We start from the raw sequence: 18,166 nt of genomic DNA, 5'->3' as shown, positions 1-18,166 counted from the left end.
GATGAAAATCCTCTCTGGTAATTCCAATCATGCGCTGACCGCTGCCATCGCCGCTTACATCGGCGTGCCTTTGACCAAGTGTCAGGTGCGGCGTTTCGCGGATATGGAGATTTTCGTTGAGATCCAGGAGAACGTCCGCGGCCAGGACACGTTCGTCGTGCAATCGACGTCGTTCCCGGCCAATGACCATCTGATGGAAGTGCTGATCATGACCGACGCGCTCCGCCGCGCGTCAGCCCGGCGCATTACTGCGGTCATTCCCTATTTCGGCTATGCGCGGCAGGACCGCAAACCCGGTCCGCGCACGCCGATCTCGGCCAAGCTCGTTGCCAATCTCATCAGCCGCGCCGGCGCCGACCGCGTGCTGACGGTCGATCTCCATGCCGGGCAGATTCAGGGCTTTTTCGACATTCCGACGGACAATTTGTTCGCGGCGCCAGTGATGGTGCGCGACATCAAGGAGCGCAACGACCTGAAAAACGTCATGGTCGTTTCGCCCGACGTGGGCGGCGTCGTGCGCGCCCGCGCGCTTGCCAAGCGCATCGACGCGCCGTTGGCCATCGTCGATAAAAGGCGCGAACGGGCGGGCGAATCTGAAGTGATGAATGTCATCGGTGATCCGACCGGCAAGACCTGTATTCTCGTCGATGACATCGTCGATTCCGGCGGCACGCTTTGCAACGCCGCCGACGCGCTCATTGCGCAGGGCGCCAGGGATGTCTACGCCTACATCACGCATGGCGTGCTGTCGGGCGGCGCCGTGGCACGGATCGCCAAGTCCTCTCTCAAGGAGCTGGTCGTCACCGACACAATCGCGCCGACCGAAGCGATGCTTCAGACCAACAACATCCGCGTTCTGCCGATTGCCCCGCTGATCGGCGAGGCAATCGCGCGCACCGCCAAGGAAGAAAGCGTTTCGAGCCTTTTCGATTGAATTCGGGCGCCGGATTAATCTTCTTTCGCGATGCGCCTTTATGAGGCTGGCGCGAAACCCCATCTTGCTTGACTGAAAGCGTCTATTTCGGCAGTTCTCCCCGCTTTGTTCACCTGACTGGCTTTATGCGCACCTACCTCGATTTTGAAAAACCGGTTGCCGACCTCGACACCAAAGTCGAGGAATTGCGCGCGCTTGTCGGCGACGGTGAGCATGGCGTGGGGAGCGAGGATCTGACGCGGCTCGAAATCCGCGCCGAGAAGGCCTTGGCCGATCTGTATGCCGGCCTCACGCCCTGGCAGAAGACCCAGGTCGCCCGCCATCCGCAACGGCCGCATTACGCTGACTTCGTTGCCGGCCTTGTCACCGATTTCACGCCGCTCGCCGGCGATCGGCTGTTTGGCGAGGACGCGGCCATTATCGGCGGCTTCGCGCGTTTTCGCGGCACCTCGGTTTGCCTCATCGGGCAAGAGAAGGGCAATGACACCGAGACGCGCCTCAAGCATAATTTCGGCATGGCGCGGCCGGAAGGCTATCGCAAGGCCGTGCGGCTGATGGAGCTCGCCGACCGCTTTTCGTTGCCGGTGATTTCGCTGGTCGATACGGCGGGCGCGTTTCCTGGCGTCGATGCGGAAGAGCGCGGCCAAGCCGAGGCGATTGCCCGCTCTACCGACAGGTCGCTGTCGCTCGGCGTGCCAAATGTCGCGGTCGTCATCGGCGAGGGCGGTTCAGGTGGCGCCATTGCGATCGCCGCCTGCAATCGCGTGCTGATGCTCGAACATGCGATCTACACTGTTGCCTCGCCCGAAGCCTCGGCCTCGATCCTCTGGCGCGATGCGGCCAGGGCGCAAGACGCCGCAACCAATATGAAGATCACTGCGCAGGATTTGCTGCGCTTCGGTCTCATCGATGCGATCATTTCCGAGCCGATCGGCGGCGCGCATCGCGATCCAGCCGCGGCGATTGCCGCCACAGGCAATGCCATTGCCTCGGCGCTTGAGAGCTTCGGCAATATGTCGCCAGACGCGCTTCGCGACGCCCGCGCCGACAAGTTTCTGGCGATGGGCCGGAAGATTTAGCGCGTCATTGCTCGTCAGGGCACGTCATGGCCGGGCTTGTCCCGGCCATCCACGCAGCCACACCACTGCTTAATCATAATCATCACAGCAATGTCTCGGCGTGGATACCCGGCACAAGGCCGGGCATGACAGCTACCTAATGCCGGAAGTGCCGTGCGCCGGTGAAGACCATCGCGAGCCCCTCGGCGTCCGCCGCCTCGATGACATCGCCATCACGCAATGAGCCGCCGGGCTGAATCACGGCCGTCGCACCCGCCGATGCCGCCGCCAGCAAGCCGTCAGAGAACGGGAAGAAGGCGTCGGACGCGACGACCGCGCCTTTCGCCAGACTCTCTGGAAGCCCCGCCGTCTGCGCGGCTTCGAGCGCCTTCTGCGCGGCGATGCGCGAGGAATCGACGCGGCTCATCTGCCCCGCACCAATGCCGACGGTCGCGCCGCCCTTGGCATAGACGATCGCATTCGATTTGACGTGTTTGGCGACGCGGAACGCGAACTTGAGATCGGCGAGTTCGGCTGCCGTCGGCGCGCGTTTCGTGACGACCTGCAATTCCATGTCATCGACAAGTGCGTTGTCGCGGCCCTGCACCAGAAAGCCGCCATTGACCGAGCGAAAGGTGAGTTCGTGGCGGCGCGGATCGGGCAGGCCGCCGGTGAGCAGCAGCCGCAGATTGAGCTTCGTCGCGATGATCGCGCGTGCCTCTTCGGTTGCGTCCGGCGCGATGATCACCTCGGTGAAAATTTTAATGATCTCCCGCGCGGTGGCGGCATCGAGTGTCCGGTTCAGCGCGATAATACCGCCGAAGGCCGAGACCGGATCGCTGCGCAGCGCAAGCCTGTAAGCCTCGTCGAGACTTTGCGCCTGCGCCACGCCGCAAGGATTGGCATGTTTGATGATCGCGACCGCCGCATTCTTCGCGGGATCGAATTCGCTGACGAGTTCGAGCGCCGCATCGGTATCGCCGACATTGTTGTAGGAAAGCTGCTTGCCTTGAATCTGTTTGGCAGTGGCAAGCCCGAAACTCGGCTGCTCGTTGGCGTAGAAGGCTGCGGCCTGATGCGGATTCTCGCCATAGCGCAGTGCTTCGAGCTTCAGACCGCCGAAAGCGCGATAATATGGCGCTTTCTCGCCGATCTGCGCCGCGAACCAATTGGAAATTCCGGCATCATAGACGGCGGTACGCGCGAAAGCCTTTTGCGCCAAAGCACGACGGAAGCCGAGGCTCGTCTTGCCGGTGTTCGTTTCAAGCTCGGCAAGCAGTTTCGGATAATCCGCGACATCGACGATCACGCTCACGGCGTCGAAATTCTTCGATGCTGCGCGGATCATTGCGGGGCCGCCAATGTCGATGTTTTCGATACATTCGTCGAAGTCGGCGCCTTTGGCGACCGTCGCTTCGAACGGATAAAGATTGACGACGAGAAGATCGATCGGCGCGATGTCGTGCGCCAGCATCGCCGCTTCGTGCTCCGGGTTTTCGCGGATGGCAAGCAGGCCGCCATGCACTTTCGGATGCAGCGTCTTGACGCGGCCGTCCATCATTTCGGGAAAGCCGGTGAGTTCCGAAACATCACGCGCGGCGATGCCTGCCGCAACGAGCGCCTTATGCGTGCCGCCGGTCGAGACGATCTCGATACCGCGCGCCGCGAGCGCTTGCGCGAACTCCACGAGGCCAGTTTTGTCTGACACGGAAATCATCGCGCGAGCGATCGAATGGAGCTTTTCTGACATCGGGCCTCTCGAACTATCCGCGCGCTTTAGCACGTCCGTGAAAATGCGTCAGCGTCGCCGCCGTCGCAGAAGGCTCGTCCATTCGGGCAAACTCAGGACAGCGCCTCGGCGATCAACATCTTGCCATCGTGGCGGCCAATCCGGGCGTTCATGAGCCGTCCGGCCGGAATGTTGCCGACGCGCACTTTTGTGAAATCCTCCGCCCGCGCGGTGTCGCCGCGCTCGGTCAGAACGGTCAGGATCTTTCCGGTCTGGGCCGTGAGATGGCGCTGGAGCGCCGCTTCGCCGGCCTGCCGCAATGTTTTCGCGCGCGCGGCGGCAATGCCCGGCGGGAGCTGCGGCATCAGTGCTGCCGGGGTTCCCGGCCGCGGCGAAAACGGGAAGACATGCAGATGCGTCAGGCCGCAATCTTCAATGAGCGCCAGCGTGTCGGCAAACATCGCCTCCGTCTCGGTCGGAAAGCCGGCGATGAGATCGGCGCCGAAGACGATGCCGGGGCGCGCCTTACGGATATCGGCGCAGAATTGCACGGACTCGGCGCGGCTATGGCGGCGCTTCATCCGTTTCAGGATCATGTCGCTTCCGGCTTGCAGCGAGAGGTGCAGATGCGGCATCAGCCGCGGCTCGTTGGCGATGACGTCGAGCAGATCGTCGTCCGTCTCGATACAATCGATCGAAGACAGCCGCAGCCGAGCGAGACCCGGCGCCGCGCGGAGTATCGCCTTTGCTAGTTTGCCGAGGCCGGGTCGCCCGTCGAAATCGCGGCCATAGGCGGTGAGATCGACGCCGGTCAGGACGATCTCGTGAAAACCTTGCGCGACACAATTCTGCGCGGCGGCAACGATCTCGTCCGCGGGCGTCGAGCGCGACGGGCCGCGTCCATAGGGGATGATGCAAAAGGTGCAGCGATGGTCGCAGCCGGTCTGAATCGCAAGGAAGGCACGGGTATGATCTTCGACGCTGCCCAAAGCCCTCGGCGGCGGCGCCGGTTCGGCGAAAATATCGCCGACATCGACGCGCTGGTTTCGGCGTGGCGCGAAAGCGTCGGCACGGAATTTCTCGACATTGCCGAGCACCCGCGCGACCTCAGGCATATCGGCAAAGCTCGCGGGCGACGTCTGCGCCGCGCAGCCGGTGACGAGGATTTGGCGCTCCGGCGCTTCGCGCTTCAGCCGGCGGATGGTCTGGCGGGCCTGCCGCGCTGCTTCGGCGGTGACGGCGCAGGTGTTGATAATGACGAGATTGTCGCGCCCGGCCGCCTCTGCCGCGCGGCGCATGGCTTCGCCTTCGACGAGATTTAACCGGCAGCCGAAATTGACGATTTCAACCTTGGGACGCGCCACGGCACTCACGCCGCGGCGTCCTCAAGCCAGTTCGATTCGAGCACCACTTCGAATTCCCACTCGACCGGCCCTGATAGGACGACCTGATCGTCGCTCTCGCGCCAGGTCACTGAGAGATCGCCGCCCGGCAGGCTGACGACGGCATGGCGCCCTGTCAGGCCCTTGCGGGCCGCGGCGACCAGGACGGCACAAGCCGCGGAGCCACAGGCATAGGTGAGGCCGGCGCCGCGCTCCCAGACGCGAATGACGATATGGTCGCGGGCACGAACCCGGGCGAAGGAGATGTTGGCGCGCTCGGGAAACAGCGGATCGCGTTCGAGCTCCGGTCCCAGGACGGAAAGATCGTAGACGGGCAGATCTTCAAAGAAGAAGACAGCGTGCGGATTGCCCATGCTGAGGGTTGCCGCGAAGCGTGGCGTGCCATCCGGGCCGATCGGGAAGGGAATCGCCGACGTATCGGCAACGGGCTTTGCCAGCGGAATGTCGCGCCAGTCGAATTTCGGCGCGCCCATCTCAACCGAAAAGCGCCGCTCACCCTCGCGTCGGCATTCCAGAATGCCGTTGAGCGTCTCGACCCGAAGATTGTCCTGCGGTCCGTCGTCATCCAGCAGGAACCAGGCGACGCAGCGCGTGCCGTTGCCGCAGGCGCCGGCTTCGCTGCCGTCACGATTGTAAATGCGGACATAGGCCTCGGTGCCGAGCGAGACGGGCGCGTGCAAGACCATGAGCTGGTCGAAACACAGGTCCGGGGCCTGGGCGATCGCGCGAACCATCGGCGGATCGAGCCGATAGCCAGTATCGCGCAGATCGAGGATCAGGATCGCGTTGCCGAGACCATTCATCTTGGTCACGGTTCTGCCCGCGAGGGGGTGCATTTTTTACGCTCCATTACTTTGCACTCCATATAAGACAAAGCTGCCGCCGAGGCCAAGGATTTGCCCGTGGACCATCGCGGCGAGACGGAGAGACGGATGAAGGGTGCCTGGATCGGGTGCGCATTTGCGGTCGGGCTGACGATGTTCGCCGGACCCAGCCTTGCGCAGACGCCACCCCCAGCACCTGCGATTCCGGCGTCGCCTGCGACCGCCTCGCAACCGCCAGCCGCTCATCAACCTGGTGCTCCGCCGCCCGCAGCCGTCTCGAAACCGGCTTCGTCCCCACCGGCCCACGCCGCCGCGCCAGCTGCACCGGGAGAACCGCCGCCCCCACCGCCGGGGCCCCCGCCGGGTTTTGGGCCCAATGACGCGGATCAGGGCGCGCCCGGCGTGCCGAACAATTCCACGACCGTGACCCTCGACGTGCCGCCTCGGCCGGTGGTCCTGCTTACCGCCAAGGCCAAATGGGATGGCGGTTTCAAGACAATCAAGGACACGCTGGAGCGCGTGAAAGGGGCGGCCGACAAGGCGGGTCTCAAAATCACCGGCCATCCGCTGGCGATGTTCACCCAGGAAGACGATAATGGATTTGACTTCACCGCGATGCTGCCGGTCGCGGCAGGGTCAAAAGCCACGCTGACCGATGGCGTCACGCTCGGCCAGTCGCCAGCCGGCAAGGCGATCAAGTTCCAGCATCGCGGCCCCTATGACGACATCGATTCGACGTATGACCTCGTTACCGCTTATCTCGACGAGAAGGGTCTTGAGGCGCAGAATTTCTTCATCGAGGAATATTTGACGTCTTTGACCAGCGCCGAAGATCCTTATCTTGGGGTCGATATCTACGTGTTCCTTAAACCTTGAGGAAAACGCTGCGGAACGGAGACGGGCATGCATAATCATGCGAACGATGGAATGAACCATCCGCATGTCTTTCTCGGCGCTGAGCACGCCGCCAACGAACGACGCACGCTTGCGGTCGTCGCGCTCACCGTGGCCATGATGTTTGGCGAGATCATCGGCGGTCTTGCATTCCGCTCGATGGGCCTGGTCGCGGATGGTTTGCACATGTCGACGCATGCGGCGGCGCTCGGCGTGTCGGCTTTCGCCTATTGGTATGCACGCCGTCACGCCAGCGATCCGCGCTTCGCCTTTGGAACAGGTAAAGTCGGCGATCTTGCCGCGTTCACCAGTGGTCTCGGCCTCGCCATGGTTGCGGTGCTCATCGCGTATGAGAGCGCCATCCGGCTCTTTCATCCACAGCCGATCGTTTACAACGAAGCCTTGATGCTGGCCGCGCTGGGCCTTTGTGTGAATATCGCGAGTGCGTGGCTACTGCGCGACTCGCACGACCACGGGCATTCTCACGGACATACGCATGATCATGGCGAAGCGCATGACCACGATCATGATCATGCGCAGGGCGAGCAGGATCTCAATCTGCGCGCAGCCTATGTGCATGTGATCGCCGATGCGGCGGTCTCCATTCTCGTCATCGCCGCCTTGCTGCTGGCAAGTATCTTCGGCTGGGTATGGCTCGATCCGGCGGTTGGTCTGGTCGGTTCCGTGGTTATCATCAGTTGGGCTTATGGCTTGCTGAAGGCTGCCGGCGGCATTCTCCTCGACATGACGCCGGACGAGAAACCGAAGGAAACCATCCGCGCGCGGCTTGAGCGCAACGGAGATTACGTTTCCGATTTGCATCTGTGGCGTGTCGGTCCGGGCCATCGCGCCGCAATGGTTTCGATCGTCAGTTCCAATCCGCAGCCGACCGAAACCTACAAGGCGCGCTTGGCGGATATGCCGGGTCTGAGCCATGTGACGATCGAAGTTCTAACGTGTCCGGAAGAACATTAAGGCGTGTGCCGCTGGTGATTGGCGCGAGATATGAGCTGGCGTAATTTTTTCATCGTCGATCGCACAAGCCGGGCGAGCGATCGCTATCCGGCGATTTATTACGAGGACATTGCCAAGGCGATTGCGGCACAGATTCCCGCGCCCGGCGCGGTCGTTCTCGATTATGCCTGCGGCGCGGCGCCAGCCGCTTCGCTCATCGCCGAACATTGCGCGACGGTCTATCTTTACGATCCCACGCCGAAGATGCAGACGATCCTGCGTCAACGTTATGCGGCCAATCCCAAGATCAAAATTCTGAACGAGGCGCAGGTCAGGGCGTTGCCGGATGAAACGCTCGATATGGTTTTGTTCAATGGTCTGTTTCAATATCTGACGTTGGCGCAATGCACGGAAGCGGTGGATTTCGCCGCAGCAAAATTGCGGCTTGGCGGCCGGCTCGTCGTCGCCGATGTTATCCCGCCGCACGCTGATCCCCTGAGCGACTCCTGGGCCTTGGTCGAATATGCCTATCGCGGCGGCTTTCTGCTTGCGGCGTTGCGCGGCGCGTTATCGCGTTCGCGGCCGCTTCGGCGCCGCATCGCGCTGACGACCTTTACGATTCCGGACATGCAGCGGTTGCTGGCAACGCATGGTTTTGAGACGCGTCGCGCCGATCGCAACATCGGGCACAATCAGATGCACATGACGTTTCTGGCGAAGCGGGTATAACGGCGACGCTGCTTAACTCAGCTCTGCCGCAAGCCGGCGCATGAATGTCACGCCCGCCGCCAATTGGTCGATCTCGATATATTCATCCGGCTGATGCGCCTGGTCGATCGATCCCGGACCGCAGATGATTGTCGGGATGCCGGCGGCCTGGAATTGTCCGGCTTCGCTGGCATAGGAAACTGTAATCGTCGCGTTGCGGCGCGCCAGTTTCAGTCCCAGATTTTCGGCCAAAGATCCCGGCTCGGGATTGAGGCCCGGCACAGGATGATGTGCCGCCGTATCGACACGGGCGCGCTTAGCCGGGTCCGCGGCTTTCTCGGCGACGATCCGCGCGATCTGCGCGTTCATGTGTGCCAGAGCAAGGTTGTAATCGACATTGGGGAGGCCGCGAAACTCCCATTCGAACACGCATTCCCTGGCGAGGATGTTGCGCGCCGTGCCGCCGCGGATGATGCCGACATGGATGGTCGAGCAGGGTGGATCAAAACGCCCACTGGGATCGCCCGCCGTCTTAAGGTCGTCGGCCAAGCGATAAAGCTCGCCGATCAAAGCGCAGGCGACTTCGATCGCACTCGATCCGAGATAAGGCTTCGAGGAATGGGCCTCATGGCCGCAGACATTGGTGCGATAGGTCGTGATGCTCTTATGTGCATCGGCCACCTGCATGAGGGACGGTTCGCCGACGATCACGCTGGCCGGGCGTGGCAGGTCGTGGCCAAAGCGGGCGATCGTGTCGAGCGAGCCGCGGCAGCCGATTTCCTCGTCGTAACTGAGCAGAATGTGGATCGGGCGCTTGAGATCGGCGCTTAAAAACTCCGGTACCATCGCCAGGCACAGCGCATCGAAACCCTTCATGTCACAGGCGCCGCGTGCATAGACGCGGCCATCCTCGCGCCGCAACTTGAACGGATCGGATGTCCAGGTCTGGCCCGCGACCGGCACGACGTCGGTATGGCCGGAGAGCAGCACGCCTCCGTCAATCTTCGGGCCGATGGTTGCGAACAGAGCGGCCTTGTCGCCGGTCGCGTTGGGCACTTTGACGTAATCGACGCCATGCGCCCGGAAATAGGTTTCGACATCGTCGACGAGCGGCAGGTTGGACTTGGCGCTTTCGGTGTCGAACGATACGAGCCGCGCGAGCATTTCGAGCGTCGCAGCAAGCCGCTCGGTCGAATCGATACGATCAGGCACCATGTCTCCTAAAGACCGAATGGATGAATCGCCGCGCGGGCGAGCCCCTACGATGGCATTAATGAAGAACGCGCGCCTCATAGGGCGAGTCAAGCGAGAAAACCGGGATGGCCGCTTCGAAAACTTCGCCATTCTCCGCCACCATTCGATAGGTGCCGGTCATGATGCCGGACGGAGTGGTCAGCGGGCAGCCGGAGGTATAGCGGAAGGTCTCGCCGGGCTTCAGAACCGGCTGTTCGCCGACGACGCCGGGACCTTTGACTTCCTCGAGCCGGCCATTGGCATCGGTGATTTTCCAATGCCGCTCAGTCAATTGTACGGTCTGGCCGCCCTGATTGGCAATCTCAACAGTATAGGCCCAGAAGAAGGTCGCTTGATCGGCGTCGGACCTCTCCGGCACGAATTCTGGCTCGACAGTAATCTGAATGTCCTGAGTGATCGTGCTATACATTTCGGGCGACATAAGGCACTTTTCTCTAATATGATTTTTCTCTACGCTAGCATAAGTTTCCTCCGGCGCAAAAGAACGCCGTCTTGGTGCCAGTCGCGAGACGATGCCTGAAAATCCTGCGGCGCATCGTTTGCCAGTGCGCATCTATTACGAAGACACGGACTTTTCCGGCGTCGTTCAGCACGTGGCCTATCTGCGTTTTCTCGAACGTGGACGCACGGAGTTCTTGCGGGCCTGCGGGGTCAACCAATCGGCGCTTTTCGCTGGCACGGCGCCGCTCGCCTTCGCCGTGCGGCGGGTCAGCGTCGATTATCGCAAGCCAGCGATCATGGATGACCTTCTGAGCGTCGAGACGCGTATCGCCAAGCTTGGCGGCGCTTCGATCGAAATGGCGCAGAAAATCCTGCGTGGCGACGAAATCTTGCTCGTGGCGGATGTTCAGGTCGCCGCCGTCGCGGGGGGGCGGGCGCAGCGCCTGCCGGCCGAGGTCGCCGCCAAATTGACCGCAGGCTGCTTTTTAGGGGCATAGGAATTGCGAAACTAGGCCTAGGACGGTCCCGAGCCGCGATTTCGTAACCCATTCTTAACGTTGGCGATGGCTCAACAGTATGCGTCGCATTTTAGTTACACGAAGAATCGCAACAGCCCAAGAAATGACGGAATTACAGTGGAGGAAAGGGTTAACCGCCGGTCCGATCAAGAAGTTCCGCGCGCCGAAGGCTTTTCGCAAAGGGTTTGAACCTCTCCCTGGGACGCCCCTAGAGCGGGCCGGGTGTTCCGGAAAGAGGGCGGTTCGCTGGTGCGCCTTGTAACGCGCCGGGGGAGTAACTCGGGCATTTTGACCGCAGTTTTGCAAGGACCTCTGTAATGAATCCTGCCGATATCGCTGCTTCCGGGGTCGCCTCGCCGGCGGTGGAAGTCTCCCTCTGGAGCATGTTTCTATCGGCGCATATCGTCGTGAAACTGGTCATGCTCGGTCTGCTCGGCGCCTCGATCTGGTGCTGGGCGATCATCATCAACAAGACGCTGCTCTTTGCCAAAGTGCGCCGCGCGATGGACAGGTTCGAGCAGGTCTTCTGGTCCGGCAATTCGCTTGAAGAGCTTTACGGTAACCTTTCATCGCGGCCGACATCCGGCATGGCGACGTTGTTCGTTGCCGCCATGCACGAATGGAAGCGCTCGGTGCAAACCACCGCAAGCTCGTTCATGGGGCTGCAGACGCGCGTCGAAAAAGTGCTCGACGTCTCGATCGCGCGCGAGGTCGAGAAGCTTGAATCGCATCTGCTCGTTCTGGCGACGGTCGCCTCGGCCGGCCCCTTCGTCGGTCTGTTCGGCACGGTCTGGGGTATCATGACCTCGTTCCGCTCCATCGCTGCATCGAAAAATACATCGCTGGCGGTCGTGGCGCCGGGTATCGCGGAAGCCTTGTTCGCGACGGCGATCGGCCTCTTCGCAGCGATTCCCGCGCTCATTGCCTACAACAAGCTGCAGGGCGATGTCGCCAAGATGCAGGCGCGGCTCGAAGGATTCGCTGACGAATTCTCGTCGATCCTGTCGCGCCAGATCGATCAGCATGGCACCCGCGATCGGGCGGCGTGAAATTTTAGGCCGCTGAAGCGGCCGCTTGAAAGGAGACGCGCATGGGCATGTCTATGGCGCAAGGCGGGGGTGGCCGAGGCGGTCGTCGCCGCCGCGGGATGCCGCGCTACAAGGCCATGGCCGACATCAACATGACGCCGTTCATCGACGTTATGCTCGTGCTGCTCATCATCTTCATGGTCGCCGCGCCGCTGCTCGCGACCGGCGTGCCGATCGATCTGCCGCATACGAAAGCCTCGGCCCTCAACATCGACCAGAAGCCGCTCTCCGTCGCGATCGACGAAAAGGGCGCCATCTTCGTCATGGACGAGCCGGTCACGATGGATCAGCTTGTCGATAAGCTGAAGGATGCGGCCAAGGACGGCTTTGACGAGCGCATTTACGTGCGCGGGTCGGACGAGGTGAACTACGGCAAGATCGCCGAGGTCATGTCGCTCATCACAACTGCCGGGTACAAGAAGGTCGCTCTAGTTACCGAGCCGGCCAAGCCGCAGTGAGCCAAGGGGCCACGATGGATACATCGGGAAAGCCCGGTTACATCGCGTCCGGTGTGATGCATGTCGCGCTGCTCGTCTTTGCGCTTGTCTCGTTCTCGCGCACGCCGCCGTTCCAGAATGCGGAAGAGACGGTCCCGGTCGATCTCGTCACTGATTCCGACGTGAACCAGATCATCAAGGGCGACAAGACTGCGAAGAAAGTCATGGCCGATCCGCATGTCGACAAAGTCGCCGACGCGGAGGATTTGAGGCCGAAGCCGCCGATCGCCGACGCCAAGCGCGATGTGCTGACCCCCCCCGCCGCCGTTGAAACATCTCGACGATCCGGGCGATGCCGATAAGGTCGAGCCGCCGAAACCGCCAGCCGATGCCGCGGCGCCACCGCCTGCACCCAAACTGCCGCCGCTGCCGCCCGTCGAGGACAAGCCGCCCCCGGACACGACCGCCGACGAACCTTTGCCGCCGCCGCGTCCCAAGACTCCGCCGCCGAAGAAGGTGCCGCCGAAGGTCGAGGCCAAAAAGCCGCCGCAGTTCAAGCTCGACCAGATCGCCAAACTGCTCGACGAGGATAAACCGGAGAAGCCAACGAAATCGCACGAGCATCACGCAGCGAAGCCGAAATCCGGCGACGATAGCCACGACCCGCCACGGCGTTTCAGCGCCGACGATATCAGCCGGCTTTTGAACCACGACGCGCCGGAGCGGCGTGCCTCGACAGGCCGCCGGCTGCAGCAGCTTGCCTCGCTTGGCTCGCCGACCGCGAATGCGGAACGGATGTCGCCCTCACTCCAGGCGACGATGGACGGTTGGTTCCAGGACAAATTCCAGGGATGCTGGATTCAGCCGATTACGATGCCGCAAGGGCCGAAATACGTTCCGCAAATCCGCGTGCAGTTGAATGTCGATGGTTCGCTGGCCGCAGACCCCGTGCTGACCAATCCGCCGGATGATCCCGCCTGGCAGGCGCTGGCGGACAGCGCGATGCGCGCCGTGCAAAAATGCGATCCTCTGCCGGTGCCCGATAAGTTTAAAACTTACTACGACGAATGGCGCGATCGCATCGTGCAGTTCCAGGATCAAGACGAGGGCATGTAAGCTTGGCCGAAGATTTGGGACTGAGCGGGAGTAACTTTCGCGCCATTGCCGCAATTGCATCCTAACCTGACGCGCGAACCCTCCGGATATCCTTCATGTCTTTATCGATCTCCCGCCGCACCGCCTCCGGACTGATTCTCGGAGTTGCCGCGAGCCTTGCATTGCCGCGCCGGGCTTTCAGCCAAACGAGCAATCCGCTCATCGTGACGCCCGGCTCCGCGTTCAAGCCGATCAACGTCGCGGTAACGCAATTCGCCGGCGATACCGGGCCGAATATTTCATCGATCATCAGCAATGATCTCGGCCGTTCCGTGTTTCTGGCGCCGATTGATCCCGGCCGTTTCCCGGAGCAAATCAGCAATCCCGATCAGCCGCCGCAGTTCGCGGCCTGGAAGGGCGTTGATGCGCAATTCATCGTCACTGGCCGCTGCAGCTCTGGCGGCGACGGGCGGCTCCAGACGGCGTTCCGCCTCTGGGATGTGAATGCCGGCACGCAAGTCGCGGGTCAAGAATATACGACGGACGCAAACAATTCGCGGCGCGTCGCGCACATCATCTCGGATGCGGTGTTTACCCATGCGACCGGCGAGAAGGGCTTCTTCGATTCTCGCGTCGTCTTCGTCGATGAAACCGGGCCGGCCGAGAACCGCCGCAAACGGCTTGCGATCATGGATCAGGACGGCGCCAACGTGCGCTATCTGACCAGCGGACAGGACCTCGTCGTCACACCGCGTTTCTCGCCCTCGTCGCAGGATGTCACTTACATGGCCTTTGGCAGTGGCGATCCGAAGGTTCTGCTGCTCAATATCGAGACTGGCCAGCGCGAAGTCGTCGGTAATTTTCCGGGCATGGAATTCTCACCGCGTTTCTCGCCGGATGGCCAACGCATCGTCATGTCGATGGAACAAAACGGCGCCGCCAATATCTATGAAATGGATATCCATTCGCGCGCGACGACACGGCTGTCGAATTCATCCGCGATCGATACATCGCCCTCGTTCTCGCCCGACGGTTCGCAGATCGTCTTTGAGTCCGATCGCGGCGGCAATCAGCAACTCTACATCATGCCAGCGAGCGGCGGCGATGCGCAGCGCATCTCCTATGGCAACGGCCGCTACGCGACGCCGGTCTGGTCGCCGAAGGGCGATTACATCGCCTTCACCAAGCAAGATTCAGGTGGTTTCGCAATTGGCGTGATGAAGCCGGATGGCTCTGGCGAGCGCATCCTGACGGAAGGCTTCCATAACGAAGGCCCGACGTGGGCGCCGAACGGCCTGTTCGTGATGTTCTTCCGCGATCCGGGCGGCGAATCCGGACCGCATATTTTCATGCGGGACGTCTTTGGCCGCGCCGAATTTCAGGTGCCAACGCCGTCCTATGCGTCGGACCCGGCCTGGGGGCCGCTGCTGGGGTAAGGCGCGCGTCTTTGCGAGCGCAGCAAAGCAATCCAGACCAAGTGGCTGGATTGCTTCGTCGCTCATTCCTCGCAATGACGGCTTACAAACTCGCCTTCAACTCCGTCAGGATCGCGTCGCCCATCTCAGTGGTCGAGATCGACGTCGGTGCGTCGCCCTTGATGTCAGCCGTGCGCAAGCCCTTGTCGAGAACGCTTGCGATGGCGCCTTCGAGCTTGTCGGCAAGATCCGTAAGGCCGAACGAATAGCGCAGCGCCATGCCGAACGAGCCGATCATGGCGATCGGATTGGCGAGACCCTTGCCGGCGATGTCGGGCGCTGAACCATGCACCGGTTCGTAAAGCGCTTTGCGCAGGCCGGTCTTTTCATCGACCGCACCAAGGGAGGCCGAGGGGAGCATACCGAGCGAGCCGGTCAACATGGCCGCGACGTCCGAAAGCATGTCGCCGAAGAGATTGTCGGTGACGATCACGTCGAACTGTTTCGGTCGGCGGACAAGCTGCATGCCGAGCGCGTCGGCGAGCTGATGCTCAAGCTCGACATCGGGGAATTCCCGCTTGTGCAGATCGATGATGATCTCGCGCCAGAGCACGCCCGATTTCATCACGTTGTGCTTTTCGGACGAGGTCACCTTGTTGCGGCGCTTGCGCGCGAGCTCGAAGGCGATGCGGCCGATGCGCTCGATCTCGTAGGTGTCGTAGACCTGCGTATCGATCGCGCGCTTCTGGCCGTTGCCGAGATCGATGATTTGTTTCGGCTCGCCGAAGTAAACGCCGCCGGTCAATTCGCGGACGATCAGCAGGTCGAGCCCATCGATCAATTCGCGCTTCAGCGATGAGGCATCGGCGAGCGCCGGATAACAGATCGCCGGGCGCAGATTGGCGTAGAGATTGAAATCCTTGCGCAGCCGCAGCAGGCCGGCCTCGGGGCGCACGTCATAGGGCACCTTGTCCCATTTGGGGCCGCCGACAGCGGCAAGCAGGATGGCGTCGGCCGCGCCGGCGCGGGCCATGTCGTCCTCGCTGATCGCGACTTGATGCGCGTCATAGGCCGCGCCGCCGACGAGGCCGCGCTCGATCTCGAAATGGGCGACGCCCTGTTTGGTAAGGAAATTGGCAATCTTCTCGACCTCGGCCATCACCTCGGGGCCGATGCCGTCGCCCGGCAAAACGAATAGCTTCAAAGTCGACATTTTTGCTCCTGCTTTCGGCGGGTTTTAAGCAGGTTGAGCGGGGCGGGGCAAGATAGGCGCTTAACTGCCGGTTTCCGGCCCCGAAAGGGGAGCATCGCGAAGCTGCAGCAGATCGGCCATTTTGATGATATCGGCCAGCGTGTAAGCGCCGATCTTCTTCATCAGCCGACCACGGTGGATTTTGACGGTGATTTCGCTCAAACCCAATTGTGCCGCGACTTGCTTGTTGAGCAAACCCTTGGCGAGAAGGATCATGACGTCGCGCTCGCGCGTCGTCAGCGTCTCGAAAACTTCTCGGGGGGCGGCGATGTCCTTTTCGCTCTGACGGCGGCGGCGATCGAGCGCAATTGCGTCCGTGACGGCGTCAAGCATGTCCTGATCGCGAAATGGCTTGGTCAGAAAATCGCGCGCCCCAGCCTTGATCGCTCTGACGGACATCGGAATGTCCCCGTGTCCAGTCATGAAGACGATGGGGAGCTGGATATTCGTCTCGCCAAGATACGTCTGAAAATCGAGCCCGCTGATCCCCGGCAAACGGACGTCGAGAACGAGGCAGCATGGCGTCGGTGGTAGCTCACTTTGCAAGAATTCATGCGCCGAGACGAACGCGCGCGTCCTGAGCCCAACGGAGCGAAACAGGCTGTCGAGTGCCTCGCGCACAGAAATGTCGTCATCGATAACGAGTACGGTCCCGGAATCCGAGGTCGCATCCGGCGATGATGACGGCCGGCTCATGCGCCGCCTCTTTGATAGACCGGAAGCGTGAACTGAAACGTGCTGCCAGAATCCTCATTGCGCGAAGGCCAGATACGGCCGCCGTGCGCCTCGATAATCGACCGGCAAATGGAAAGGCCCATACCGATACCGTCCGATTTTGTCGTAAAGAACGCGTGAAACAATTGTGCTTCCACATTTGCAATTCCGCAGCCGGAATCGACGATTGCAATGAGAACTTCATTGTCTTCGAAGGATGTGCGAATCTCGATCACGCGCGCGGCGCTCGTCTGCATTGCCTGTATGGCATTCATCACCAGGTTGATGAGCACCTGTTGCAATTGCACGCGGTCGGCTTTGACGATGGGCAGATGCGGCGGCAAGTCGAGCTTAAGCGAAACATGCCGCGCGTCGATCTCGCGCTGCAAAAGTGAGACGGCGTCGGTGACAATATCGTTGATCTCGAGCGGCATGCGCTGCGGCTCGGCTTTCCGTGACAGGGTGCGCAAACGTTGGATCACGTCCCCCGCGCGCCGGCCATCGCGCACGATGCGCTTCAGCGTATCGGTAACTTCATCGATATCGATTTCGTCGCGATCGAGCCAGCGGAGACACGCTTCCCCATTGGTGACAATTCCCGTCAGAGGCTGATTGACCTCATGCGCAATTGTCGTCGTCAATTCGCCAAGCGTCGCGATCCGCGCGACATGAGCCAGCTCGGCCTCAGCGCGTTCCAAAGTATCCTGTGCCTGCCGCGAGGCCGTTATATCGGTGTCGATTTGGAGGATAGCCGTTGGCGTGCCCCGCTCGTCTTTCTGCAAAGACCAGCGACTTGCGACAATCGCCTGCGTCCCATCCCTCCGAGTCTGGACAAGTTCACCCTCCCAGCGGCCATTCCGCAATAGGGTCGCGAATGTCTTCTCGCGCATGGCGGGGAACTCTGTCTCCAGCATTTGATGTGAGATTTGTCCCCGCGCGTCGACCTGACTCCAGCCGTACAGTTCTTCTGCGCCACGGTTCCAGTAGATGATAGCGTCCGTCATTCCCCGGACAAGGATGGCGTCGTGGCTGAGATCGAGCAGTCGCGCCTGGTTTTGCGTCCTCTGCGCAGCAGCCTGTATCTGGACGACGAGGAAGGTCGTGATGCCGATCGCGAGAAGACTGACCGCAGAGCGGCCAATCGAATCCGCCGAGTAAATGGGCCCGTCGGAAATCAAAAAGCTCAAGATGGTCAATAATGCGCAGCCGAAGCCGACGGCGATCACGCCTCTGCGCCCACAAAAATTGACCGCGAGGAGGACGACAGCAACATAAAGAACCGCGATAGCGATTCGATTGTTCCAATAGGTGTGAAGTGCGAAGATCGCCAAGACACAAAGCGCGGCGAGCACCGGCGAAAGTTTAGCGCGCCATCGCGCAGACCGTGACGGTAGATCAAAATCCAAGGATTGCAGTTCGGTCGGTGGAAGGTCTGTCATTCGCCCTCG

Annotated in this window: 19 protein-coding genes; 11 read left to right on the top strand and 8 right to left on the bottom strand. The window is 61.5% G+C overall.

Annotation, left to right across the window (positions count from 1 at the left end):
• Position 1: 1 nt before the first annotated feature.
• Entirely contained in the window at positions 2-934 is a 933-nt protein-coding gene (locus tag WDN02_RS03665) for a ribose-phosphate pyrophosphokinase (protein WP_337294857.1), read from the top strand.
• A gap of 125 nt (positions 935-1,059) precedes the next feature.
• A complete protein-coding gene (locus tag WDN02_RS03660) occupies positions 1,060-2,013 on the top strand; it encodes an acetyl-CoA carboxylase carboxyltransferase subunit alpha (RefSeq protein ID WP_337294856.1) in 954 nt (317 codons plus the stop codon).
• Positions 2,014-2,149: 136 nt separating this feature from the next.
• On the opposite strand, the gene purH is transcribed toward WDN02_RS03660, so the two are convergent.
• The 3 genes from purH to dapF form a co-directional block, all read right to left on the bottom strand.
• Positions 2,150-3,742 carry a bifunctional phosphoribosylaminoimidazolecarboxamide formyltransferase/IMP cyclohydrolase gene (purH, locus tag WDN02_RS03655; protein ID WP_337292209.1) on the bottom strand — a complete coding sequence of 531 codons (1,593 nt, stop codon included), beginning with the start codon at positions 3,740-3,742 and terminating at the stop codon, positions 2,150-2,152.
• Positions 3,743-3,834: 92 nt separating this feature from the next.
• Complete coding sequence (gene mtaB / locus WDN02_RS03650) at positions 3,835-5,094, bottom strand: tRNA (N(6)-L-threonylcarbamoyladenosine(37)-C(2))-methylthiotransferase MtaB (protein WP_337292208.1); 1,260 nt, start codon at positions 5,092-5,094, stop codon at positions 3,835-3,837.
• Entirely contained in the window at positions 5,091-5,960 is an 870-nt protein-coding gene (gene dapF, locus WDN02_RS03645) for a diaminopimelate epimerase (RefSeq protein ID WP_337292207.1), read from the bottom strand. Before dapF ends, mtaB begins: the two co-directional genes overlap by 4 nt.
• Positions 5,961-6,056: 96 nt before the next feature.
• On the opposite strand from dapF, the gene WDN02_RS03640 reads away from it, so the two are divergent.
• From WDN02_RS03640 to WDN02_RS03630, 3 genes are read left to right on the top strand one after another with little or no spacing between them, the layout of a single operon-like run.
• Positions 6,057-6,824, top strand: a complete 768-nt coding sequence (locus tag WDN02_RS03640; protein ID WP_337292206.1) for a GyrI-like domain-containing protein — start codon at positions 6,057-6,059, stop codon at positions 6,822-6,824.
• 27 nt (positions 6,825-6,851) lie between these two features.
• Positions 6,852-7,817, top strand: a complete 966-nt coding sequence (gene dmeF / locus WDN02_RS03635; protein WP_337292205.1) for a CDF family Co(II)/Ni(II) efflux transporter DmeF — start codon at positions 6,852-6,854, stop codon at positions 7,815-7,817.
• A gap of 30 nt (positions 7,818-7,847) precedes the next feature.
• Complete coding sequence (locus WDN02_RS03630; protein WP_337292204.1) at positions 7,848-8,525, top strand: class I SAM-dependent methyltransferase; 678 nt, start codon at positions 7,848-7,850, stop codon at positions 8,523-8,525.
• Between the two features lie 12 nt (positions 8,526-8,537).
• On the opposite strand, the gene argE is transcribed toward WDN02_RS03630, so the two are convergent.
• Together argE and apaG are read right to left on the bottom strand one after the other, a co-directional pair.
• Entirely contained in the window at positions 8,538-9,719 is a 1,182-nt protein-coding gene (gene argE / locus WDN02_RS03625; RefSeq protein ID WP_337292203.1) for an acetylornithine deacetylase, read from the bottom strand.
• Positions 9,720-9,774: 55 nt separating this feature from the next.
• Positions 9,775-10,167: a Co2+/Mg2+ efflux protein ApaG gene (apaG, locus tag WDN02_RS03620; protein WP_337294855.1), complete on the bottom strand. Its 393-nt coding sequence runs from the start codon at positions 10,165-10,167 to the stop codon at positions 9,775-9,777.
• A gap of 103 nt (positions 10,168-10,270) precedes the next feature.
• On the opposite strand from apaG, the gene ybgC reads away from it, so the two are divergent.
• The 6 genes from ybgC (at position 10,271) to tolB (ending at position 14,773) form a co-directional block, all read left to right on the top strand.
• A complete protein-coding gene (ybgC, locus tag WDN02_RS03615; protein WP_337292202.1) occupies positions 10,271-10,696 on the top strand; it encodes a tol-pal system-associated acyl-CoA thioesterase in 426 nt (141 codons plus the stop codon).
• A gap of 338 nt (positions 10,697-11,034) precedes the next feature.
• Positions 11,035-11,766: a protein TolQ gene (gene tolQ, locus WDN02_RS03610; protein ID WP_337292201.1), complete on the top strand. Its 732-nt coding sequence runs from the start codon at positions 11,035-11,037 to the stop codon at positions 11,764-11,766.
• A gap of 41 nt (positions 11,767-11,807) precedes the next feature.
• Complete coding sequence (locus WDN02_RS03605) at positions 11,808-12,263, top strand: biopolymer transporter ExbD (protein WP_337292200.1); 456 nt, start codon at positions 11,808-11,810, stop codon at positions 12,261-12,263.
• A gap of 14 nt (positions 12,264-12,277) precedes the next feature.
• Positions 12,278-12,604, top strand: a complete 327-nt coding sequence (locus tag WDN02_RS03600) for a hypothetical protein (RefSeq protein ID WP_337292199.1) — start codon at positions 12,278-12,280, stop codon at positions 12,602-12,604.
• Positions 12,570-13,358, top strand: coding sequence for a cell envelope biogenesis protein TolA (locus WDN02_RS03595; RefSeq protein WP_337292198.1), 789 nt, complete (start codon positions 12,570-12,572; stop codon positions 13,356-13,358). The genes WDN02_RS03600 and WDN02_RS03595 overlap by 35 nt, the downstream gene beginning before the upstream one ends.
• A gap of 95 nt (positions 13,359-13,453) precedes the next feature.
• On the top strand, positions 13,454-14,773 hold the full coding sequence (tolB, locus tag WDN02_RS03590; RefSeq protein WP_337292197.1) for a Tol-Pal system beta propeller repeat protein TolB: 1,320 nt from the start codon (positions 13,454-13,456) through the stop codon (positions 14,771-14,773).
• An 82-nt stretch (positions 14,774-14,855) separates the two neighbouring features.
• Here the strand turns inward: tolB and leuB are convergent, their stop codons facing one another.
• Genes leuB through WDN02_RS03575 form a run of 3 tightly spaced genes read right to left on the bottom strand, consistent with a single transcriptional unit; the run spans position 14,856 to position 18,157 of the window.
• Positions 14,856-15,965, bottom strand: a complete 1,110-nt coding sequence (gene leuB, locus WDN02_RS03585) for a 3-isopropylmalate dehydrogenase (RefSeq protein ID WP_337292196.1) — start codon at positions 15,963-15,965, stop codon at positions 14,856-14,858.
• Between the two features lie 60 nt (positions 15,966-16,025).
• Positions 16,026-16,700 carry a response regulator gene (locus WDN02_RS03580; protein WP_337292195.1) on the bottom strand — a complete coding sequence of 225 codons (675 nt, stop codon included), beginning with the start codon at positions 16,698-16,700 and terminating at the stop codon, positions 16,026-16,028.
• A complete protein-coding gene (locus tag WDN02_RS03575; protein ID WP_337292194.1) occupies positions 16,697-18,157 on the bottom strand; it encodes an ATP-binding protein in 1,461 nt (486 codons plus the stop codon). Before WDN02_RS03575 ends, WDN02_RS03580 begins: the two co-directional genes overlap by 4 nt.
• Positions 18,158-18,166: the final 9 nt, after the last annotated feature.

Origin of the sequence: Methylovirgula sp. (assembly GCF_037200945.1) — a bacterium.
Lineage (GTDB): Bacteria > Pseudomonadota > Alphaproteobacteria > Rhizobiales > Beijerinckiaceae > Methylovirgula.
Note: the sequence above shows the minus strand (reverse complement) of the source record. Positions and strands in the feature narration are given on the sequence as shown.